General features: G+C 52.0%; 17 protein-coding genes. 8 read left to right on the top strand and 9 right to left on the bottom strand.

What is annotated here, in order from left to right:
- Positions 1–54: 54 nt before the first annotated feature.
- From JTN23_RS21580 to JTN23_RS21560, 5 genes are all read right to left on the bottom strand, one after another.
- The gene (locus JTN23_RS21580; protein ID WP_247237144.1) at positions 55–1,749 is read right to left on the bottom strand and encodes an ATP-binding protein; all 1,695 of its coding nucleotides are present in this window, start codon (positions 1,747–1,749) and stop codon (positions 55–57) included.
- Between the two features lie 226 nt (positions 1,750–1,975).
- Positions 1,976–4,381, bottom strand: a complete 2,406-nt coding sequence (locus JTN23_RS21575; protein WP_247237143.1) for a 3-hydroxyacyl-CoA dehydrogenase/enoyl-CoA hydratase family protein — start codon at positions 4,379–4,381, stop codon at positions 1,976–1,978.
- A gap of 58 nt (positions 4,382–4,439) precedes the next feature.
- Positions 4,440–4,904 (bottom strand): MarR family winged helix-turn-helix transcriptional regulator, encoded by a 465-nt coding sequence (locus JTN23_RS21570; protein WP_247237142.1) that lies wholly within the window; start codon positions 4,902–4,904, stop codon positions 4,440–4,442.
- A 135-nt stretch (positions 4,905–5,039) separates the two neighbouring features.
- Entirely contained in the window at positions 5,040–6,263 is a 1,224-nt protein-coding gene (locus tag JTN23_RS21565; RefSeq protein ID WP_247237141.1) for an MFS transporter, read from the bottom strand.
- 25 nt (positions 6,264–6,288) lie between these two features.
- Complete coding sequence (locus JTN23_RS21560; protein ID WP_262918611.1) at positions 6,289–7,536, bottom strand: peroxiredoxin family protein; 1,248 nt, start codon at positions 7,534–7,536, stop codon at positions 6,289–6,291.
- A gap of 142 nt (positions 7,537–7,678) precedes the next feature.
- Between JTN23_RS21560 and rsmH the strand changes: the two genes are divergently transcribed.
- The 8 genes from rsmH (at position 7,679) to JTN23_RS21520 (ending at position 19,205) form a co-directional block, all read left to right on the top strand.
- On the top strand, positions 7,679–8,605 hold the full coding sequence (gene rsmH / locus JTN23_RS21555) for a 16S rRNA (cytosine(1402)-N(4))-methyltransferase RsmH (protein ID WP_247237140.1): 927 nt from the start codon (positions 7,679–7,681) through the stop codon (positions 8,603–8,605).
- 54 nt (positions 8,606–8,659) lie between these two features.
- Positions 8,660–9,049: an FtsL-like putative cell division protein gene (locus JTN23_RS21550; protein WP_247237139.1), complete on the top strand. Its 390-nt coding sequence runs from the start codon at positions 8,660–8,662 to the stop codon at positions 9,047–9,049.
- Positions 9,050–9,124: 75 nt separating this feature from the next.
- A complete protein-coding gene (locus JTN23_RS21545) occupies positions 9,125–11,266 on the top strand; it encodes a penicillin-binding protein (protein WP_247237138.1) in 2,142 nt (713 codons plus the stop codon).
- Positions 11,267–11,271: 5 nt separating this feature from the next.
- Complete coding sequence (locus tag JTN23_RS21540; RefSeq protein ID WP_247237137.1) at positions 11,272–12,756, top strand: UDP-N-acetylmuramoyl-L-alanyl-D-glutamate--2,6-diaminopimelate ligase; 1,485 nt, start codon at positions 11,272–11,274, stop codon at positions 12,754–12,756.
- Between the two features lie 90 nt (positions 12,757–12,846).
- A complete protein-coding gene (mraY, locus tag JTN23_RS21535) occupies positions 12,847–14,061 on the top strand; it encodes a phospho-N-acetylmuramoyl-pentapeptide-transferase (protein WP_247237136.1) in 1,215 nt (404 codons plus the stop codon).
- Between the two features lie 122 nt (positions 14,062–14,183).
- Entirely contained in the window at positions 14,184–15,401 is a 1,218-nt protein-coding gene (gene egtB, locus JTN23_RS21530; RefSeq protein ID WP_247237135.1) for an ergothioneine biosynthesis protein EgtB, read from the top strand.
- 27 nt (positions 15,402–15,428) lie between these two features.
- Entirely contained in the window at positions 15,429–16,397 is a 969-nt protein-coding gene (egtD, locus tag JTN23_RS21525) for an L-histidine N(alpha)-methyltransferase (RefSeq protein WP_247237134.1), read from the top strand.
- Between the two features lie 159 nt (positions 16,398–16,556).
- A complete protein-coding gene (locus tag JTN23_RS21520; protein ID WP_247237133.1) occupies positions 16,557–19,205 on the top strand; it encodes a PQQ-dependent sugar dehydrogenase in 2,649 nt (882 codons plus the stop codon).
- A 73-nt stretch (positions 19,206–19,278) separates the two neighbouring features.
- On the opposite strand, the gene JTN23_RS21515 is transcribed toward JTN23_RS21520, so the two are convergent.
- The 4 genes from JTN23_RS21515 to plsY all read right to left on the bottom strand — a co-directional run bounded on the left by JTN23_RS21515 (position 19,279) and on the right by plsY (position 23,645).
- Positions 19,279–20,403, bottom strand: coding sequence for a serine hydrolase domain-containing protein (locus JTN23_RS21515; RefSeq protein WP_247237132.1), 1,125 nt, complete (start codon positions 20,401–20,403; stop codon positions 19,279–19,281).
- Between the two features lie 140 nt (positions 20,404–20,543).
- Positions 20,544–21,356 carry a LytTR family DNA-binding domain-containing protein gene (locus JTN23_RS25945; protein WP_247237131.1) on the bottom strand — a complete coding sequence of 271 codons (813 nt, stop codon included), beginning with the start codon at positions 21,354–21,356 and terminating at the stop codon, positions 20,544–20,546.
- Positions 21,357–21,518: 162 nt separating this feature from the next.
- The gene (locus tag JTN23_RS21505) at positions 21,519–22,880 is read right to left on the bottom strand and encodes a dipeptidase (RefSeq protein WP_247237130.1); all 1,362 of its coding nucleotides are present in this window, start codon (positions 22,878–22,880) and stop codon (positions 21,519–21,521) included.
- 114 nt (positions 22,881–22,994) lie between these two features.
- Positions 22,995–23,645 carry a glycerol-3-phosphate 1-O-acyltransferase PlsY gene (gene plsY, locus JTN23_RS21500; RefSeq protein ID WP_247237129.1) on the bottom strand — a complete coding sequence of 217 codons (651 nt, stop codon included), beginning with the start codon at positions 23,643–23,645 and terminating at the stop codon, positions 22,995–22,997.
- Positions 23,646–23,743: the final 98 nt, after the last annotated feature.

The following is a 23,743-nucleotide window of genomic DNA, read 5'->3' as shown; positions in this document are numbered from 1 at the left end:
AGCCGAGTGCCGGCGGCAGACCCGCCTGAGCGGGAGGGTGAAGTAAAGCCGTATTTATTCTACTTCAATTGGGCTTGCGGAGTCCAGCGGCTCTCTGGAAAGGCGGGGCAGAATGGTATCGTAAAAGTCCTTAGGAAGGAACGGCTTGGTAAGATAGGCCGTGAATCCGCTGGACATAGCACGTTCTTTTTCGACGGAGAAGGCCGATGCCGTAAGCGCGACAACCGGTATGGTACGGTTAACCTCACGAATGATCCGGGTGGCCTCGTACCCATCCATTTCGGGCATGCGCAGGTCCATGAGTATGAGGTGATACGAGTTGGCTTTGAATTTATCAACCGCTTCCAGACCATTTACCGCCGTATCAAACTGAATATTGCGGCGCTTGAGGAAGTTGGTAGCTACCAGCAAGTTGATCGGGTTGTCGTCTACTACCAGTACCCGGGCAAACGAGTAGGTATCGGTAGTTTCCGGCAGGACGACAGGCTCCTGCTGAGGTACCTCTTCCAGGAACGGAAAGTCAATCGAGAAGGTAAAGCTTGATCCTTTACCGACCTCGCTGAAGAGCTGTATTTCACTACCAAACAGGTGCAGCAACTCTTTGGTAATAGCCAGTCCAAGCCCTGTACCACCGTACTGGCGGTGAGTAGCCAGCGTGGCCTGCGTAAAGCTTTCGAAGATAGTAGGCTGCTGGTCGTATGGTATACCTATGCCGGTATCTATCACCATGAAGTGCAGCCGCACTTTTTTCTCGTCCTTCCCTATGACCTTGGTTACCATTTTTACGGAGCCCTTCTCCGTAAACTTGATGGCATTATGAATCAGGTTGGTCAGGATCTGGTTGAGCCGTACCTTGTCGCCTACTATCTGCGAAGGAATCGTAGCATCTATCTTGAATATCAGCTCCAGACTTTTCTCGGCGGCCTTAGGTATAAACGTCTTCTCCAGGCTAGTCAGCAGCGCCCGTACGTCAAACGGTATCGGGTCGAGCTGTACGTGGTTAGAGTTGATCTTATTAAAATCAAGTATATCGTTTACCACCGCCATCAGGTGATCCGACGAAAACTTCAGCGTCTGGATCAGGTCGCTCTGAAGATTGTTTTTCTTGCCATCCTGCATCATCAGATGCACTACCCCCACAATGCCATTAAGAGGTGTACGGATCTCATGACTCATCATGGAAAGAAACTCCGACTTAGCGCGGGTGGCCTGCTCAGCTATGGTTTTTTGCTTCTCGAGGGCTTCATTTTGTTTCTGAAGCGTGTAACGTAGGTAGAATTCCCGCTTGTCTTTCTCGTAGCGCATCCGGCATACATACGGAAATAGCAGGTACGCTCCTATCATAAAAAGGCCTCCTTCTCCTAAAAACCGGGTAAATGAGGCGGGGTTATGCAGGTAGATAGCTGCCGGAAGCAGCAACAGTGGCACCAACGCGGAGATCAAGGCATACCGGAAGTTCCAACGGACGACAAGCAGCGTGAAAAGCAGGACAAGAATAATATTAAATGTCTCCCGCTCGTACGTCTGGTGGGGAATTTTCCAAAGCGTATAAGCATGAAAGAGCGTTACCGTCAGAACCGTGTACAACGCCAGGTTTATGTTGTTGATCTTATTCCTGAAGTTCAGTAGCAGCAATACCGCTACGGTGGCACTGGCCATGAGCTGAATACTTAGTACCTCCTGGGTATGGGCGCTCTTATGTATATAAAATAAAATCGACGTGATGGGATAGCCTATAATATAGGCCATAGTAAGCATTCGGTGGCTCGAACGCGCTCTAACCTCAAGCTCCCTTTTCCAGAGGTTGTTATACTGATATGAGAAGTCAGTCTTGTCCAAGCAGTCGGTAAAATTTTACAGCAGGAGTACAGAAAAATTTTGGTACGGGGGTAGTAAGCCTTGCCTTTATCAAGCAAAAATCCCGCCAAAATGTAGTTTTTGGGCGGGATTTTTTCGGGTAGTAAGTGGGTAATAGCTAGTTACGTGGGGGTTTGCCTCCGGTTAGTAGCCCCTGCATCCGTTCCAGCGTTTTCTTTTCACCGCAGAGGGACAAAAATGCCTCCCGTTCGAGGTCCAGCAAATATTGTTCCGTAACGTTCTGCGGGTAGCTTAATTCTCCTCCACATATTACATAGGCCAGTTTATTTGCAATTTTGACATCATGGTCACTGATGTAGTTGGCCATGCGCATCTGAGATATACCTGCCTTGAATAAGGCGATACCCGTCTTGCCCTGCACCTTTATATCGGTACGCTGAGTAGGCTGAGTATAGCCGTTATCGGCCAGTTCCATGGCTGCCTGCTTGGCTTCCGCGATCAGACGGTTGCGGTTGAGGACAATCTGGTCCTTATCCTGCAGGTAGTTCATCTCGTACGCTTCCTGGGCTGAGGTTGATACCTTAGCCTGGGCTATGTTCATGAACGCATTCTGCAGTACATTCAGCTCAGGATCACCGGTACGGTAGAGGTCAGAGCAGCGAACGGCCATTTCTTTAGTACCCCCTCCGGCGGGTATGATTCCTACTCCCAGTTCTACAAGTCCCATATAGGTTTCGGCGTGGGCTACTACCTTATCGGCGTGCAGATTGAGCTCGCAGCCACCACCAAGCGCCAGCGTGTGCGGAGCCGTTACTACCGGAATGGACGAGTAGCGGGCGCGCATCATGGTCTGCTGGAACTGGGCGATCATCAGGTTGATCTCATCATAATCCTGCTCAATCGCGAACATAAACAGCATGGCCAGGTTAGCCCCTGCCGAGTAAGCCTCCGTAGATTCATTTCCAATCACCAGACCGCGGAAGTTCTTTTCGGCCAGGCTGATGCCCTTCTGAATTCCCTCTACGACCTCTGTACCCATAGTATTCATTTTGGAGTGGAACTCGAGGTTGAGTATACCATCCCCAATGTCATACACGGTAGCACCGGCATTTTTCCAGACCACGTTGTCCGAGTAGTTGCTTAGCAGGATAAAGCTTTCCTGCCCCGGTACTTGCTTATAGCTTCTGGAAGGAATGTCGTAGTACAGCCGCTTGCCTTTTTCAGTCTTATAAAATGATTCATTTCCGGCCTCGAGCATCTCGTACACCCAGGGCGCCGGCTGCTTGCCTAGTTCCTCCATGATACCCACCATCTTGCGGATGCCGATAGCATCCCAGGTCTCGAACAGGCCCATCTGCCAGCCAAAACCCGCCGTGATAGCCTGATCGATGCGGAATGTTTCGTCGGAGATCTCGGGTATACGGTAGGTAGCGTAGCGGAAGGCATCAGCAAAGGTCCGGCGGTAGAATTCGCCCGCTTTATCTTTACCCTCCAGCAGAACCCCAAAGCGCTTCGCCAGGTTATCGATGGCCTTAGTACTTTCCAGGGTAGTAAACTTCACCTTCTCGCTGGGGCGATAGTCCATGGTATCAAAGGCCAGGGCCATGATGACCGTCTTGCCCTTCTCGTCCTTAGTCTTTTTGTAGAAGCCCTGTCCGGACTTATCGCCCAGGCGCTTGGCTTCAAAGAGTCGCTGCATAATAGGAGGCAGCATAAATGCCTCCCGTGACTCGTCGGTACCTTCACCGGCCTGGTAGAGGTTATTAGCTACGTGTACAGTGGTATCGAGCCCTACCAGATCCGACAGACGGAAGGTACCTGATTTGGGGCGACCTACTACCGGGCCGGTCAGCTTGTCTACCTCCTCTACGGTCAGGCCTATCTCTTCGGCGGTCCGGATGGTTTGTACCATGGCGTAGATACCCAACCGGTTGGCAATAAAGCCGGGGGTATCTTTACAAAGTACGGTAGTCTTGCCCAGGAACAGGTCGCCGTAGTGCATCAGGAAGTCAATGATAGCCGGGTCCGTCTGCGGACCTGGTATGATCTCCAGCAGGCGCAGGTAGCGGGGCGGGTTGAAGAAGTGAGTACCGCAGAAGTGCCGCTGGAAATCCTCGCTGCGTCCTTCGGACATCAGGTGGATAGGAATACCCGAGGTATTGGAGGTGATGAGGGTACCCGGCTTGCGGAGCTGGTCTACTTTCTCAAAAAGGCTCTTCTTGATATCCAGGCGCTCTACTACTACTTCTATGATCCAGTCGTAGTCTTTTATGTCTTTGAGGTTATCGTCAAAGTTGCCCAGCTTGACCCGTTCGGCAAACTTAGTACTATACAGTGCAGCCGGTGAGGCTTTGAGTGTATTCTGGAAAGATTCGTTTACGATACGATTTCGTACGGCAGGATTCTCAAGCGTCAGCCCTTTGGCCGTTTCTGTTTCCGTGAGTTCTCGGGGTACTATGTCGAGTAGCAGTACCTGTACACCGATATTGGCAAAATGGCACGCTATGCGTGAACCCATGATGCCGGAGCCAAGTACAGCTACTTTACGAATGGAACGATTCATTAGTCAAAAGGTAAGATTGGTTTTTAGGATGATTTATAGAAAGACCCAAGCATAGGAGTTATATATCCTCGACCCCTTCACTGGCCTTTAATTTCTGATTTTCTTCTTCTACAATATGATTGATCTCTTTGATAACATCAAGAAAGATTACCAGCTTGTCCAGAGGTATCTTTTCACGGATCATATTATTGAAAGAAATTACGCCCTCCCGAGCCATTTCGCGCTTACGACGGCCCTCTTCGGTGAGCATGATATGGACAAAACGCTTATCCGTTTCATGTACTTCACGCCGGATCAGCCCCCGCTCTTCGAGGTTCTTGAGCATCCGCACCAGGCTCCGGGGCTCCATGCCCAGTAGTGGGGCTATTTTGGTAGCGGGAGTTCCGTTTTCGCTGTCGATATTGAGCAACACATAGCTGGTAGCCATGGTCATATCAAAGCGGGATGCATGGGCATTATACATTCGGGATATCGAATGCCAGGCCCATTTTATATGAAAATCCACTGTTTTTTCCTTACGCATACCTGTTAGATCTTGTGTGGCGTCAGAGTTGATCTCCTACAAAGTAATAAAATTAAATAATATTATGCAAGCATACTATTATATGGCTATTTGCTTTTTCATAACAGAAAAAAGCTATTCCTGCTACCAGAAATACTATTGGGCAGTAGCCTCAAGGGGGTGGGGAGCCGTATCGATTGGCTTGACCAGCCGGGCTATGAAGATGCTGAGAAAGATGGCGGTCATTGCAAACAAGCCTACCAGTCCGTAGTTGGTAACCTGTCCTTCGGGTGTTTTGCCGACAATAAGGCCCGCGCTATACGCCGCCATGGACTGGGCCAGTAGCTGTACTGATGAATTGATGGCCATAAAACCTCCGCGCTGCGTAGGCGTAACCACCGAGGTGACCATAGCTTGGGTAGGTACCAGCCGACCGTTAGAAAAAACAAAGAACAGCCCCGACACGAACAAAACAAAGGCCAGCGGCGAGGGCGACATGTGGGTAATAAGGTAGATGGGTAGCATCGACAGCAGCGCGAATACCACAAACACCGGGTACTTGCCCCGGCGGTCGGCCAGTTTACCTACTACAGGAGCCGAAAATATAGTTAGGGCCCCACCGACCAGGTAGATGAGGTATACATTGGTCTCGCTGAAGCCGACATTAGCTACAAGGTAGGGGGTAATGAAGGGAATAATGCTGAAGTGCCCCAGCATGATGGTAGTAGTCAGGAACAGAGCCCGGAGCTGATTGGGATTTCGGGCTATATTGGTCAGTACCGACAGAGGGTTGCTACGCTGCTGCCTGCTTTGCACGTGTTCGTTCAGAATGGGTACAAACTGCCAGATCAGAAACAGTACACCCAGCCCCAGTACACCTACAAATACAAAGGGGGCGTGCCAGCTGTACTCAGTAGCAATGTATAGCCCAAACGGAACGCCTGCTACCGAAGCCGCCGAGAAGGCCGTCATGACGATGGACATAGCCTGGGCGCGACGCTCGTAGGAAAATACATCCCCCACGATGGATAGTACCTGTGACCCCAGAACTCCCCCGAAGATACCCGCCAGCGCACGGGCCGCAATGAGCAGCCAGTAGGTAGGGGCTATCGCACAGGCCAGGGTACCTACCACAAAACCCCCATAGGCCAGAAGTACCACGTACTTACGCGGGTAGCGATCTACGAAGAATGCCGCCAGAAAACCTGATATACCGGCACTGAGGCTATAAGACGAAACGATCACAGCGAACTCCTGCGGACCAATGCCAAAGTACCGCATCAACTGCGGGCCCAGGGGCATCATGATCATAAAATCTACTATATGCGTAAAGTTGATACATGCCAGCACCAGGAGGAGCAATCGTTCGCTGCGGGTCATAGGTATTTATAGATTAATCATAGCCTTACTTTTCGCTAACTAGCTTATCGATCAGCCGGTTAAAGTCTTCTACAAACTTGTCGTAGTAGTGGCCGGTTCCGGGTCCGCTAAAGCCGGTATGTATCTGACGCACCTTGCCCTTTTTATCTATCACAATGGTAGTTGGAAATGACATGATGTGGTTCAGCATAGGCAGGGACTTGGCGGCCAGGGCTTTGTCGTTGACACCAGCCAGCAGTACCGGGTACTCCAGGTCATAGCGGTCGATCATGCGGCGGAGCTTGGGAGCAGAGTCTTCCAGCTTATCCGATCGCTCGTACGAAAGGCCTACGATTTCCACTCCCCGGTTACGATTTTTCTTGTACCAGGGCGATAGGAAGTTCATTTCGTCCATACAGTTGGGGCACCACGAGCCCATGATCTGCAGGATTACCACCTTATTCCTGAAGCGGGGGGCGCTAAGTGATACCATCTTCCCGTCTGCGTCAGGGAAGGTAAAGGCCATGGTCTCGTAGCCCGGCTTAAGGTAGGTCAGCGTATTGGCATCGGGTAGTTTGGCGTTAGCATCGCGGCGGGCGGCCCAGGTTTCGTAGCCGGTTGCACCCGACCAGAAGCTTCCCTTCAGGGTACCATCGGGCTGGATACCCGCTTTGAACAGAAATACGTGGGAGCCGTCAAAGCACGACAGGTACAGGCTATCGCCCTTTACGCTGCCAGCCAGGTAGCGATAGTCGCCGGTAGGGGTCAGGAAAGTACCCTGTACTGCTGTACCTTTTTGCTCAAATACTCCCACGGCAATGGTTGAATCCTTGCCATCGCGGCTTCGGAAGGTAGTGGCCCATTTGCCCGCTATGTTTCTGGCCGATGTAGTACTTTGATCTTTGAAAAACAGATAGGTATCGCCGTAGGTGGCCTCGAAAGGCAGCGTAGCTACTACTTTGCCCAGTCGGCTACGCTTCCATACGCCCGAGAGCCGGTTACCATCCACCTTTGCTACCAGGTCGGAATCAAAAAGCTGCATCGGGATGTGCAGCGAATCATTCTCGACATAAGCGCTATCGAGCTGAAGCCGTTCGGTACCGTTAAGAGAGTGGACGGTATAGGTTTTTTGATCGGGATTGGCTTTGATATCTAGCAGAAAGGGGAGCGTCTGGCCGTCACGGGTAAGGGTAGCGCGCCATATGCCATTCTTGACAGGAGTACCGGCCACCGAGGCGCCGGGAGCAGAAATAAGTAAAAGAAAGAGGGCAAACACGAGCAGATTTCTGATCATAATCACGTATTTAGCAATCAGGAGAGGATTTTTGATAAAAATTAAATAGGTAGCAGGCAGCCATGCGTACCATTGAAAATTGCTAAGTTTGTAACGGCCCCTTGCCAAGAATAAGTTCCTCAATACGTTGCTTTTTAAGAGAATGGATGTACAGAATAGCTATCATGATCCGGTCATGCTTCAGGAATGCCTGAGTGGGCTGAATATTAGTCCCGAAGGTACGTATGTAGATGTGACATTCGGAGGGGGAGGGCATTCCAGGGCCATTCTGGAGCGGCTCACTACGGGGCGTCTGCTGGCTTTTGATCAGGATGCCGACGCGGCAGCCAACGCCGAACCCCTGCGGAGCAATCCCTGCTTCACGTTTGTGCCCGCCAACTTCCGTCACTTACGAAGGTACCTGCGCCTTCACAAAGCCGAAAAAGTAGACGGTATCCTGGCCGACCTGGGGGTGTCGTCGCACCAGTTTGATACGCCGGAGCGTGGGTTTTCAACGCGCTTTGAGGCCGAGCTGGATATGCGTATGAACCAGCAGGGCGACAAAACGGCCCGGCAGGTACTGAACGACTATCCGGTAGAAGAGCTGCAGCGTATACTGGGGCGCTACGGCGAAGTACATAATGCCCGCACGGCGGCCGAGGCTATATTTGCCGCCCGACACAATACCCCCATCGAAACGGTCAATGATCTGAAAGAAATTCTGATGCGCTACGCCCCCCGCCACCGCGAGAACAAGTATTTTGCGCAGGTATTTCAGGCGTTACGTATCGAAGTCAACGAAGAGCTGAGCGTACTGGAGGAGTTTCTGGAGCAGATACCGGAGGTACTTAAGCCCGGCGGCCGGCTGGTGGTGATGTCGTATCACTCCCTCGAAGATCGCCTGGTCAAGAACTTTATCAACAAAGGGAAGTTTGAAGGAGAGGTGGAGAAAGACTTCTTCGGCAATGAGATCAAACCCCTGCGGGCTGTGACCCGTAAGCCCGTCGAAGCTACCGCCGAAGAGGTGGCCCGTAATCCGCGTGCGCGTAGTGCCAAGTTGCGTATCGCGGAGTTGATCGAAAAGGAATAGGTTAAGTAGGTTGTGTACTAGAAGAGTAAAGGGATGGCTATAAACAAGCGCAGAATGCAACCTAAGCCGCCTCGTCCCCGGCGGCAGTACCAGCTGTTCAACTGGCTGAATCGCTTCATACCGCTGGATCGGGTATTTGGAGAGAAGGAGCCGGGTAAAGAGGAGCGTGTACCGGTCAAGTACTTTTACTACCTGGGGTGGCTGGTGATGCTGCTGGTCGTGTATGAGCGGATCGGGTACATGTCGGAGCAGTATGTCCGCAAGAGCCTCAAGCTGCGAAGCGAGGTGGAAGACCTGCGGGCGGAGTATACCTCCATCAAAGCTGAGTACATGAAGAGCGGGAAGCAATCCGAGGTTATTGAGAAAATGAAGGCTTCGGGGCTGGAAGAAAACCTGATGCCCCCGCACAAAATCATTATTAAATCATCAGACAAAGAGCGGTAGGTACACCTTTCGGCCTGGAAAGGCTGAAGCCGATCCTGTCGCTAATACATCAGCCAAAGAGTTAGTCAGTACAACATGAAAAGCAGTAACGGGGGAGGACAGAACAACAAGCAGGCGTTAATAACCCGGGCTCGCATTATTGCATTGGGTCTTGGATTATTCGCAATTCTGGTGTTTGTCAAGCTCATTCGTGTACAGTTTTACGAAACCTTCAAAGGCAAAAAGTGGTCAGCCTATGCCGAGCAGAATGACCTGAAGCTGGATACCATCCCGGCCATGCGGGGCAATATCTACTCCAGCGACGGGAGCCTGCTGGCTACTTCACTCCCCTACTACTACGTGGGGCTGGACGTGAAAGCGCCCAGCGATGAGTACTTCGACGAACATGTTGATGACCTGGTCGAGCTACTGGTAAGGCACTTTGGCGAATATTCGGCCGAGCGGTACAAGCAGCGCATCGTGTCGGTGCGCCGGAGCAAGCGCTCCCGGTACCTGCGCCTTAAGAGCCGGGAGATCAGCTACCTCGAGCGCGAAAAGGTACTGACCTGGCCCTTCTTCCGCCGCGAAAAAGGCGGCGGGGGCGGTAAGTTCGAAACCGTGTACCGGCGCTACGAACCCTTTACACCCATGGCAGATCGTACCATTGGGGGCCTCAACCCCCGCACCGGCAAAGGCTGGGTAGGTATAGAGGCTAGTTTTGATCAGAAGCTGGCCGGGCGTAACGGCGTCGAGCTGGTAGAGCGTGTAGAGGGAGGGGTGAAGATACCCGTCGGAGACGACATGAATATCCGGCCTGAGCCGGGGCTCGATGTCTACACCACCCTTGACATGAATTTTCAGGATATGGCCGAGGCGGCACTGCGGCGTACGCTGCAGCAGTACCAGGCCGACTACGGCTGTGTGATCGTGATGGAAGTAGCTACGGGTGAAATCCGGGCGATGGCCAACCTGACCAAGCGCGGTGACCAGGAGTACCGGGAGGTATTTAACTACGCGCTGGCCGGTAGTACCGATCCGGGCTCTACCTTTAAGCTACCTACCATGATGGCTATTCTGGAAGAGACGGGTATGGACCCCAACCGTGAGATGGTCAATACGGGGGATGGGCTGATACACTACCGAAAGGTCAAGATTGAGGATACCAAGCGGGGCGGCCACGGCAACATTACGGCTAAGGAAGTAATGGAGAAATCGTCCAACATAGGTATACACCTGCTGATGCAGAAGTACTTCTACCACCAGCCCGACAAGTACCTGCAGTACCTGAAGAAGTTTCATCTGACTGCGCCTACGGGTATACACATGAAAGGCGAGAAGCCGCCTCTGATCCGGGATCGCTCTTCCAAGCAGTGGAGCCGCACCTCCCTTACCTTTATGTCGTACGGGTACGAGCTGCAGATGACCCCGCTTCAGACACTGACTTTATACAACGCCGTGGCTAATAATGGCCACTGGGTACGTCCCATGATGGTACGCCAGATCCGTAGCGCCGAAGAAGTAATAGACCAGCTGGAGCCCTACGTGGAGGAAACCCCGCTCTGTTCACCCCAGACCATCCGGAAGGTGCAGGATATGCTCGAAGGCGTCGTATCGCGTGGTACAGCCCGCAATATCAGCGCCAGTCACTACCGCATAGCCGGTAAGACGGGTACCGCCCAGAAGCTGGTCAATGGCCAGTACATGGTGGGAAGGTACTCTACTTCTTTTGCCGGTTATTTTCCGGCCGATAAGCCCAAGTATAGTTGTATCGTATTGATTGACAGCCCGCGTGGGTTTAGCCGGGAGCAATTGTACGCTGGTAGTGTGGCGGCTCCGGTTTTCAAGGAAATCGCCGACCGCATCTACGCCTACGATATCACCATGCATAAGCCCACCGCCCGAAAGCCGGCCGAAACCAGCAAAACTGTACAATGGGTGGGCAAAGGTACCGAACTGGCGGCTATTGGTAAAGCGCTGGATCTGACCCCGCTCCCCCAGAGTGAGGAGTGGGTACAGGGTACTATGGCTGCGGCGGGCGATGTACGCTGGCAGGCCAGGCCGGTAGAGCAGCCCGACGTGCCGGACCTGCGCGGCATGCCTCTGCGCGATGCCCTGTTTATCCTGGAGAATAAAGGGTTCAGAGTAACCTTCAAAGGAGCCGGTAAAGTAGTGGACCAGTCGCTGCCGCCGGGCACGAAGGTGTCGGGGCAGAAAAACATCTCATTGACATTACAGTAAACCGAATGGAAGATCAAAACCAGAAAATATTAAGTGAGCTGCTACGGGAAGTGCCGGGGGCGATCGTGGTGGGAAGCAGCGACCGGGCTATCAGCGACATAGTACTGGATTCACGTAAGGCAGGTCCCGGGGTCCTGTTTGTAGCGGTACGGGGCACCCAGACGGATGGACACCAGTACATTGCTACGGCTATCGAGAAAGGTACTCAAGTAGTACTATGCGAAGAGCTGCCTGCTGATACCCGTCCGGATGTTACGTATGTACAGGTACCTGATTCGGCCCGGGCTATGGGTCTGATAGCCTCGGCTTTTTATGGACATCCTTCACGCAACTTCCGATTAGTGGGCGTGACCGGTACCAACGGCAAGACCTCTGTCGCTACCTTTATGTTCCAGTTGTTTAGAGGGCTGGGGTACCGCTGCGGGCTTATCTCTACCGTACAGAACCAGATAGAGGATGAAGTAATACCTTCCACTCACACCACTCCTGATTCCCCAAATCTGAACCGCCTGCTGGCGGAGATGCAGCGCAAAGGGTGCAACTACGTATTTATGGAGGTGAGTTCCCATTCGGTGGTGCAGCAGCGGATTGCCGGGCTCCATTTTGCCGGAGGTATTTTCACCAATATCACCCACGACCACCTCGACTTCCACAAGACGTTTGATAACTACATAGCCGCCAAGAAAGGCTTCTTTGATCAACTGCCTGCCAGTGCTTTTGCCCTCGTCAACATTGACGACCGGCGGGGCTCCGTAATGGTGCAGAATACCAAAGCTCAAATCGAAACCTACTCCCTGCAGACAATGGCTTCGTTTCGGGGTAAGATGTTGTCGGATACGCTGATGGGGATGCAGATGGAGATCAACGGGAAGGAAGTATGGTTCCGGGTGATTGGCCGCTTCAATGCCTATAATCTGCTGTCTGTGTACGGAGCCGCGGTACTTCTGGGCGAAGAGCCCGCCGAAGTACTGACGGAGTTATCCAACCTGAAGAGCCCGGCCGGACGTTTTGAACAGATTCATTCGTCTACCGACGTGGTAGGTATCGTGGACTATGCCCATACGCCCGATGCTCTGCAGAACGTACTGGAGACGATCTCGCACTTGCGGCAGGGGCATGAGCAGGTCGTAACGGTAGTAGGTTGCGGAGGAAATCGCGATGCCGAGAAGCGCCCCCACATGGCGGCCATCGCCTGCAAGTACAGCGACCGGGTCATACTGACTTCGGACAACCCGCGCCACGAAGATCCGCAGGATATTCTGGATCAGATGATGAAGGGGGTGCCTCCCATTGATTTTAAGAAGGTGACCGTCATACCTGACCGCCGCGAAGCTATTTTCAAAGCCTGCTCGGGAGCCAACCCACACGATATAGTACTTGTAGCCGGTAAGGGCCACGAAACCTATCAGGAGATCAAAGGGGTCAAGTACGATTTTGATGACCGGGAGGTACTGCGGCAGGCTTTCAGCAACCCTGATGCGGTGAAGTAGAACCAAACATAAAAATAATAGAGGCTGTTTTACTTTCTTAAGGGTTTAAACAGCACCTTTACTCAACTATTACTTACAGATCTATTACCCATGCTTTACTACTTGTTTGAATACCTCGACAGACAATTCAATTTTCCGGGTGCAGGTGTATTTCAGTATATTTCCTTTCGTGCGCTAGGTACTACTTTCCTGTCTCTGCTGATAGGAGCCGTATACGGAAAGCGATTGATCAATTATCTGCGCAAGAAACAGGTAGGCGAAACCATCCGTGATCTGGGGCTGTCGGGGCAGTTGGAAAAGTCGGGTACCCCTACCATGGGGGGACTTATCATCCTGGCGGGTCTGCTTATACCGGTTCTTCTCTTTGCTAAGCTTTCCAATGTATATATCATCCTACTGATCATTACCGCCATCTGGACCGGGTTTATCGGCTTTATTGATGACTACATCAAGAAGTTCAAGAACGATAAAGAAGGACTGAAAGGTAAATTCAAGATAGTAGGACAGGTGGGCCTGGGGCTGATCGTGGGCCTGACGCTCTCTTTCAATGATTACGTGAAGATCAGGGTATACGATAAACCCGTAGCCAGTTCGACGATTGGAGAGGTACAGCGTTACCACGACATCGTTACTCCTACCATTACCACCCTGCCCTTCATCAAGAACAACGAGTTTGATTACAGCTCGCTGCTGTTCGGGGTACTGCCCGACGAGTATACCTGGATCATCTATACCATTATTGCCACTTTTATCATTACGGCGGTATCTAATGGGGCTAATATTACGGACGGTATCGACGGACTAGCGGCCGGAACCTCTATTATTATTGTGCTTACACTGGGAGTGCTGGCTTATCTGTCAGGTAATGCCCGCTTCTCACAGTACCTCAACATCATGTACATACCCAACTCGGGAGAGCTGGTAATATTTTGTGCGGCCTTTGTCGGGGCCTGCGTGGGTTTTCTCTGGTACAATGCCTACCCGGCGCAGGTATTTATGGGGGACACCGGTAGCCTTATGCTGGGAGGTGTAATAGCCGTACTGGCGCTGGCTATCCGAAAAGAGCTGATGATACCTCTGCTGTGCGGTATATTCCTGGCCGAGCTCCTGTCGGTCATCCTTCAGGTAAGCTACTTTAAATATACCAAAAAGAAATACGGGGAGGGTAGGCGTATTTTCCTGATGTCGCCGCTCCACCACCACTTCCAGAAGAAAGGCTACCATGAATCCAAAATCGTGACCCGCTTCTGGGTAATCGGCATTATGCTGGCCATTATGACCCTGGCGACGCTTAAACTGCGCTAGGTTTGGTGGCCCTAATTGGAGGCGGCTGAAAAACATCTGCCTAGGTAATTGGTTGTAGTAGGTAGAGGCTTGTGCGCTGGCAGAGTCCCTACCTACTTTTTTTGTCAACCAGTACTATTTTCATGAAAGCAGAAATAGGTACCCTTGGACCTGTCTACGAGCCCTCATCAGACCCTATTACTTCGCAGTCTCCACTTCTGGAGCAATACCGTATTGTAAGAGAGTATACCGAGGCACTGTGTGAGCCGCTGCGGGTCGAAGATTACATTCCGCAGCCCGTCGAATTCATCAGTCCGCCCAAGTGGCACCTGGCTCACACAACCTGGTTTTTTGAAGAATTTATCCTCAGTCAGTACCAGCCCGGCTACCAGCGATTCCACCCCGACTTCAGCTACCTGTTCAACAGTTACTACAACCACGTAGGTACCCGCGTCCTGCGCACCGACCGGGGCAACATCACGCGGCCAGGCGTAGAGGAGGTATATGCGTACCGCCGCTACGTGGATGACGCTATGCGTGAGCTACTACGGGCGGATACCGTGGCGGATGAGTTGAGAGAGGTACTACTACTGGGGCTAAACCACGAGCAACAGCACCAGGAACTGCTCATTACCGACTTGAAGTACATCCTGGGCCACAACCCTATTTTTCCGGTGTATCGGGACGGGTATACCCTAACTGAGGTAACCAACCGGGAGGCAGGATTTGTATCCATCGAAGAGGGCGTGTACGGTATAGGCTATAACGGGGAAGGCTTCTGCTACGACAACGAACTGGGCAGACACAAGGTATACCTCGAGTCGTTTGAGATCAGCAAAGCGCTGGTGACAAACGGCGAGTACCTGGAGTTCATGAAGGACGGCGCCTACGAGCGCTTTGACCTGTGGCTGGATGAGGGCTGGGCGTGGGTGCAACAGCATACCATAAAGTCGCCCTTGTACTGGCACTTTATAGAGGGCGAGTGGTACCACTACACGCTAAGCGGGCTCAAAAAAGTAGATCCCGCTACTATACTCTGCCATATCAGCTACTACGAGGCGGCGGCTTTTGCGGAATGGAAGGGGATGCGCCTTCCGACCGAGTTTGAGTGGGAGGTAGCCTCACCGCAACTGGATTGGGGTACCCGCTGGGAGTGGACCCACAGCGCCTACCTGCCTTATCCGCGGTTCAGTAAGGCGCCCGGTGCCATTGGTGAGTACAATGGTAAGTTTATGATCAACCAGATGGTACTGCGGGGGGCTTCTACGGCTACCTCTCCGGGGCATAGCCGTCCTACCTACCGCAACTTCTTTCACCCGCACCTGCAGTGGCAGTGTACGGGCATCAGGCTTGTTCGCTAAATCTTTTTTATCCACACTATAGAAATAATGCCTGTGCCTTCCAACGTGAAACAGCGCCTGAGCCCCCTGGCCGAAGATATTCTGAAAGGCTTCTCGGCTGAGGAAAAATACATCCCTTCCAAGTACTTCTACGACGACGAAGGAAGTCGCCTCTTTCAGAAGATCATGGAAATGCCGGAGTACTACCTGACCCGCTCTGAAATGGAGATACTGTCGGTGCAGTCGGCGGATATTGCCAGCGCCTTACAGTTTGAGGAGCCTTTTAATATTGTTGAGCTGGGAGCAGGGGATGCCCAGAAGACGCAGGAACTACTAAAGTACCTCGTGCATCAGCAAGTGGACTTTACCTATATCCCCATTGATATTTCGGAGGAAGCGATGCAGCAGCTTCAGCAAAAGCTGCATACCAGCCTGCCCGGCCTGCAGGTACAGCCGGAAGTGGGGGATTATTTCAGCATCCTGAAAGGCATGGACTTCAGCGGGCGCTCCAATCTGTTCCTGTTTCTGGGCAGTAACATCGGCAACTATGAGCCTGACGACGCCAAGGTACTGCTGGGCATGCTGTACAGCCATATGCAGCCGGGCGATAAGCTGCTGATTGGCTTTGATCTGCAAAAGGCTCCGTCCGTTATTCATAATGCGTACGATGATCCCCACGGAGTGACCCGCTCCTTCAATCTTAACCTGCTCCACCGGATCAACCGGGAGCTGGAGGCTGATATGGTAGTGGATCAGTTTGACTTTTACTGCTTCTATAATCCTTTCAATGGTGAGGTGCGGAGTGTGCTGGTGAGCCTGGTAGAGCAGGAGGTAACAGTAGGAGCCCTGCAGCAGAGCTTTCATTTTAGTCCTAATGAGATCATCCGTACGGAGCTGTCCAAAAAGTACACCCTGACGGAGATAGAGAACCTGGCGCAGGCGTGTGGATACCGGGTGGAGAAGCACTTCTACGATCATAACCACTACTTCACGGATAGCCTCTGGCGCAAGGAATAGCTACTACTCAGAGAAAGTAGCCGGATTGCTATACTAAAGTAAGGGCTTTTGCATTTATTAATAGTCACAAAACAGAAAGCATTTGTGATTATTTTTGCTTTATTCCTTAACCCCCTGATAAAGTATATGTACTCCCTTCGCTCTGGTTATCATAAAGTTTTGCTCTTTTTTCTGCTGACCTGCTTCTGGCAGGGGGCGTATGCCCAATCGACACAAGCCGGTCAGCCAACTCCACCGGAAGAAAACCGATTTACCAAGACCATCCTGGCCAATGACCTGAACGAGCCGATGGAGCTGGCCGTAGCGCCGGACGGGCGCGTGTTCTTTACCGAGCGAAAGGGCGGATTCTATATGTACGACCCTAAGTCGCGGGCTACCCGGCTGGTGCGGGAGTTTCCGGTGTACTGGGAGACCAAGTACGGCAATGGCCTCATCGGGCTGGCGCTGGACCCGAAGTTTGCCGAAAACCGCTATATCTACTTCTACAATACACCCATCTCCGATACACCCAAGCAGCACGTGTCGCGTTTCCGGCTCCTGGACGATGGTACGCTGGACCTGGCTTCGGAGAAGGTAATTATAGATATACCCATTGACTACGAGATCAGTAGACATACGGGTGGGTCGCTGGCCTTTGATCCGCAGGGTAACCTCTACATCTCCACCGGCGACAATACCAGCCCTTTTGCCTCTAGTGGCTACTCTCCCCTGGATGAGCGCCCGGGACGTGCCTTGTTTGATGTACAGCGTACCGCCAGCAACCCCAATGACTTCCGGGGTAAGATACTGCGCATTAAGCCCCGTACTGATGGTGGATACGATATACCCGAAGGAAACCTCTTTCCCAAAGGTACCTCCGGCACTAAGCCTGAGATATACGCTATGGGCTGCCGCAATCCCTACCGTATTACCATTGACCCCGCTACTTCGTACCTGTACTGGGGCGAAATTGGTCCGGATGCGGGCAAAGACAGTATCCAGGGGCCACGAGGCTATGACGAATTCAACCAGGCCCGCAAGGCCGGTAACTTTGGCTGGCCCTACTTCATAGGCAACAATATTCCCTACCATGACATCAACTTTGCTACCAATACCGTAGGCGGTAAGTTTGATCCGGCCCACCCGCTCAACGACTCGCCCAATAATACAGGTATACAAAACCTGCCGCCGGCTCAGCCAGCCATGATCTGGTACCCTTATGACAAGTCGCCGGAGTTTCCCGAGCTGGGTACCGGAGGACGAAGTGCCATTGTGGGCCCGGTGTACCATCATAACGCAGCTTCCTCGTCGGGAGTAAAATTTCCGGCGCATTACGATAAGGTACTTTTTATTACAGAATGGATGCGTAACTGGGTCTTTGCGGTACATCTGGACGATAACCAGAACGTGCAGCGGCTGGAACGCTTCATGCCCCAATCAGGCGACTTCCGCCGTCCTATTGATATGGAGTTCGGGCCGGATGGAGCCATGTACATACTGGAATACGGTTCGGTCTACGGTATAGACAACGAAGATGCCCGACTGGTGCGCATTGATTACAACCCCGGCAACCGCGCTCCGGTAGCCAAAGTTACCGCCCGTGATACCATAGGTCTGGCTCCGCTAACGGTGGCTTTCAGCAGTAGTAAGAGCTACGACTTTGATAAGGATAAACTCCAGTACGAGTGGCGATTTGAGGGAGGCAAGGTAGCATCTACGGAGGCCAATCCTACCTATACCTTCCGGAAGAATGGGATCTACCCCGTTACCGTTAAGATTACTGACCCGGCAGGGGCCAGTGGTGTAGATACCCTGCTGATCCGCGTGGGTAATACGCTTCCGCAGGTAACCATCAATACCACCAGCAACAGTACCTTCTACTTCGATAATGTACCCCTTGCCTACTCGGTAAAGGTGACGGATAGGGAAGATAAGACTATTGACCCAAAGAGGGTGAAGGTAAAGCTTAGCTATATACCAAAGCTGGCCGGACAGGAGCCACTAATCGGGCACCAGGAGTTTACGGACCAGTATGATCTGGGCAGGAGCCTGATGTCTAAGAGCGACTGCAAAGCCTGCCATCAGGTGGACAAGCCATCGGTAGGTCCGGCCTTTGCGGATGTGTCGCGTAAGTACCGGGGCGACAAGAGCGCACTGTCACGCCTGGCTAATAAAGTCATTACCGGTGGCGGTGGTGTATGGGGCGAAGTAGCCATGAACGCCCACCCGCAGCTATCACGCGACGAAGCCACCGAGATCGTGAAGTACGTACTCTCGCTGGGCGACCAGCAGGCGCAGCTAAGTCTGCCTGCACAGGGAAGCCAGGTACTTAAGGAGCACCTAGGGCAGTCCAGCCCGGGACAAAAAGAGCAGGGAGTATACGTGCTAACGGCCTCCTATACGGATAAAGGCGGAGCCATCCAACCCCTTACCAGCAGTACGTCACTGGTACTGCGCCCGGCTACTGTGGAAGCCGAAGAAGCCGATAGTCTGCACCAGATCCGGAAGCAGCGCACGGCTTTGAGTGCTATTAAAGATCAATCGTACTTCATGCTCAGGAACATTGACCTGAAAGGCATCCAGAAGCTCACTTACCGCTACTCATCGTTGAATAAGGAGGCGAAGGTAGAGGTGCATACTGGCTCGCCTACCGGGCCCGTCATCAGTACCTTCGATCTGAAACCTACCGGCGACTGGAAGGAATTCAGGGAAGTGACGGCTCCGCTCAAAGCTCCTGTCGGAAAGCACGACCTGTACTTTGTATTTTTCCGAAAAGAAGAACCTGACGCTCCACTGGCCAGTGTAGACTGGGTACGGTTTGAACGATGATATGAGGGAGTACATGAGAAAGGCGGAGCAACCAGCTCCGCCTTTCTCATGTACTTATAAATTCATCAACTCCCTACTTCACCAGCCCCCGGTCATAGGTCTTGGCTAGTTTGGGAGGCACCAACTCTTTTACATACAGGCGAGCAATGGCCTCGGCCATGTAGGGCAGCATATCGGCGTAGTTGCAAAGTACTATGATGGTCAATTTCTGGTCCGGCAGGCGTAGGATATCACCCAGGCCGGGGCCGCCGCTGTGGCCTACCATCAGGTGGCCAGCGTTTTCCTCCCAGGTCCAGCCCAGCATAGAGAATGCCCTTTTCTTATCCTGCATCAGCGGCATCTTGTCCTTAACCAGCGCCAATACATCCGGCCGTATAAAGTTATCCCGGTCCAGCGCCGTCGCCCATTTAATCCCGTCTTCCAGCGAAAGGTATAGTCCCGCCGAGGCGTAGGAGGTCTGGGTGTAGATGTTCTTAAAAATCAGCGGGTGTGTCTTGCCTTTGGTAAAGATCTGTGACTTGTAGGGCAGGGGCTCCATAAGTTGTACGGGTACGCCACGCGTTTCCAGGTCATAGCCGCTGCTCGTCATTTGCAGGGGTGTGAAAACTTCCTCCTTCAGCAACTGCTCCATAGGCTTGCCGCCGATTTTTTCCAGGACGTACTGCAGTACAAAGAAGTCGCCGTTCATGTACGATTCTTTGGTGCCGGGCTGGAACACCAGCGCGGAGTCTTTCAGGGCCGTTACCAGTTGCTCACTGGTCTGGATGCGGGTGTTATTGCCTTGGGGCCACGGGATTCCCGATTCGTGCGAGAGCAGGTGCTTGACCTGGATGTCCTTCCAGATAGACGGACTGTCGGCCATGTACTGGCTGATGTAGTCGTCAAGCCGGATCTTCCCCTCCTGAAGCCACTTCATCACCAGTGTAGAGGTGAATAGCTTGGTGGAGGAGGCAATGTGGAATAGCGTGTTTGGGGTCACCGGCTGGTTCCACTCCACATTGGCGATCCCGTAGGTACCGGCGTGGAGTACTTTGCCGTCTTTGATGACGGCTACGGCCATACCGGGTGCGCCGGTCTCCGCCATTTCTTTTTTAACGAAAGCGTCAATCTCAGCCCGGGTGGGATCACTGGCTTGTTGGGCATAGGTGGTAGTGCTCAGCCAGTACAAAATGGCTAGCAGTAGGGTGATTTTTTTCATGGCTTTGAAATGGATTAAGTACTTGATACTTGTTCAGCGATCCGGATGCTGGCCGAAAGGTAGGAGCCTAAAAAGCCCTCTTCCAAAGCAGGAAGAGGCTTTCTAGCCGAACTGTAGTATTTTTTACCCTGAAATGTAGCTTAGGCAACGGCCAGTTTCAGCCATTCTCTGAAGGCGGGAGCCTTGGTGCGGCTCATGGTGATAGCCTCGGGTAGCTTTGTGAAGGGATGTAGCAGGATAGCGATCCTACCATTCTCGATCCGCTCGATGGATTTGACCAGTTCGCGGTGAATGATGTACTGCCGGTTGGCGCGGAAGAAGTAATCCGGCGGTAGTAGTTGCTCCAGTTGTTCCAGCGACTTCTCCACCAGGTGTATCTCGCCATTAGTAGTCCCAATAATAGTCAGGTCGTCAGATACGGTACAGTAGCGAATATCAGATAGGTTCAGCACGGTACTTCGGCCTGCCAGTTTGGTCAGGAGTGTAGCCCTGGGTATGTCCGGCTTTGGCTTTCTGCTTTCTAAGTACCCGGACCACTGCCAGAAGTACATCGTGATATAGATGCCGTTGAGCACCAGCAGCCAGATTTCAAATACCCACAGGTGGTGCGTATACACCTCGCGGGGTACCGGCTTGTCGGTAAGCAGGTAGTTGATACCTTCGGTCAGGAAGATCAGGATGGACAGGGACGCCACCGTGGTAAGTACCAGCTGCAGTAGTATGCGCTTGAGTACATTTTTCTGGTAAGGGTACTGCTCGTCAAGCCTGCGTATGATATACCGGACGGCCAGCCAGGCGCAGGTAACTTCAAAGGTATCCAGCAGAAGTCCAAAGAGGAACCTCCGGTTGAGCAGGAACTCACCGTAGGCGATGTAGATATTAATAACGCCTATGGGTATAAAAAGCAGGATAAAGAACTTGTCCTTGTATGTGGGGGTAAACCTAGCTTCCACGAGACCTGAACCGTAACAATAGTTTCTAACTACTTGTAAACTTACTTTAAATGTACAGGATTGCAGGCTAAATTTTAGTGGCAGCCTGTCCTTTCATCGTTGTAAAACTAAAAAGCACAGACTACTGCCTGTGCTTTTTAGTATGTACTTATAGTAGGTAAGCTATTTCTTTAACTCAGCATAGTGCTTGAAGAACAGCGGGATGGTTTCGATGCCTTTGTAGTAGTTGAACAGCCCGTAGCTCTCGTTAGGTGAGTGCAGGGCATCGATGTCCAGACCAAAGCCCATCAGGATGCTCTTCACGCCCAGTTCCTGCTCAAACAACGCCACGATGGGTATACTACCACCACCGCGGGTAGGAATGGGCTTCTTGCCGAACGACTCTTCCATAGCTCGTGAGGCCGCTTCGTATTCCACCGAGTCGGTGGGATTGACGTAAGGAAGTCCGCCATGGTGGGGCTTTACCTTCACCTTTACCGACGCCGGAGCGATGGATTCAAAGTGTTTGGTGAATAGCGCCTCAATCTCTTTATCCGTCTGGTTAGGTACCAGTCGCATGGATATCTTGGCGTGGGCTTTGGAAGGAAGTACCGTTTTGGCACCTTCACCCGTATAACCACCCCAGATCCCATTCACATCCAGCGTTGGGCGGATGGAGGTACGCTCGATGGTGGTATAACCCGCTTCACCGGCTACGTCATCGATATGGAGGTCTTTCTTGTACTCGTCCAGGCTGAAGGGAGCTTCGTTCATGGCCTTACGCTCTTCTTCCGTTAGCTCTAGTACGTTATCATAGAAGCCCGGGATGGTAATGCGTCCGTTCTCGTCTTTGAGCGAAGCGATCATCTCACACAGCACGTTGATGGGGTTAGCGACGGCACCACCGTACACACCCGAGTGGAGGTCACGATTAGCACCTACTACCTCTACTTCCAGGTAGGTAAGTCCGCGCAGACCCACCTCGATAGAAGGTACATCGTTGGCTATGATGCTGGTGTCGGAGATCAGGATAGTATCACACTTGAGCATATCGGCGTGTTCCTTCACAAACTGGCCCAGGTGGTCAGAGCCTACTTCTTCCTCACCCTCGATCATGATCTTGACGTTGCAGGTCAGGCTGTTGGTTGCCAGCATGGTCTCCAGTGCCTTGATGTGCATGTAGAACTGACCTTTATCGTCACAGGCACCCCGGGCGTAGATACGCTCGTTCTTGATCACCGGCTCAAACGGAGGCGAATCCCACAGCTCATAGGGATCGGCAGGCTGTACGTCGTAGTGGCCGTAGATAAGTACCGTCGGCGCGGCCGGATCAATTATCTTTTCACCGTACACGATTGGATGGCCGGGTGTTTCAAATATTTCGGCACGGTCAGCACCGGCTTCCTGGATGCGATCACGAACGTACTCAGCGGCACGGCGAACGTCATCTTTGAACTTGGAGTCGGCACTAACAGAAGGAATACGCAGGAGATCAAGCAGCTCGTTGAGGAATTTATCGCGGTTTTGCTCTATGTAATTTTGCATAATTTTTAGTAGTGGTGAGAAGTATAAAAGCCTACGGAGGCGAGCCACGAAGTTAAAAAAAATACCCCTAGAACCATACGGTCCCAGGGGCTCACAGATGATTTATGGTAAGGCTTACGAGTTATCTTTGTGGCTTTTGAAAAGCTTCACACGGCTCTCATTGCCATTTAGAAGACGAACTATGTTTTTTTGGTGTGTCACTACTACTAAAAGGAACATGGCAAAACCAAATACAATCAACAGGGTTTCGGCCTGGCCGAAGACACCCATCATTGACAATACCGGGAAAGCCAGTGTTGCCAGTATCGAACTCAGCGAAACGTACTGAGAAGCTATCAATGTCAGGATAAAAATGGTAATGCAAACCAGCGCCAATTCAGGGTGGATAGCCAGTACCATACCTAACAGAGTTGCAACTCCTTTTCCTCCTTTAAAACGAACAAACACAGGAAAAATGTGTCCTACAATAGCGATAATTCCAAAAAGGATCTTGTAGATCAGGATATCTCCCTCTCCGATAGCACCGAAGAAATAGAGCAACGGGGCCAAAAGGGTAGCGGTCCACCCCTTCATGACATCAATGAGCATCACAACTGTACCAGCTCTCTTACCTAGGGTCCGGAAGGTATTAGTAGCTCCGGCATTTCCGCTTCCGTGTTTACGAACGTCAATACCAAAGTAGCCAATGCCGTACCACACCGACGTTGGAATAGAACCTAACAGATAGGCTCCGAGAATTGTCAATAGCAGCAACGAGATACTCATTTAAATTGTATTTAATCAATAAAAATTGTACTTCTTTTTCGACCTTGTAGCCAAAAATAACACTATTGCTACAATATACAAGAATTGGACTCTGCTTT

This window comes from Telluribacter roseus (genome assembly GCF_017355915.2).
Classification (GTDB): domain Bacteria; phylum Bacteroidota; class Bacteroidia; order Cytophagales; family Spirosomataceae; genus Telluribacter.
Note: the sequence above shows the minus strand (reverse complement) of the source record. Positions and strands in the feature narration are given on the sequence as shown.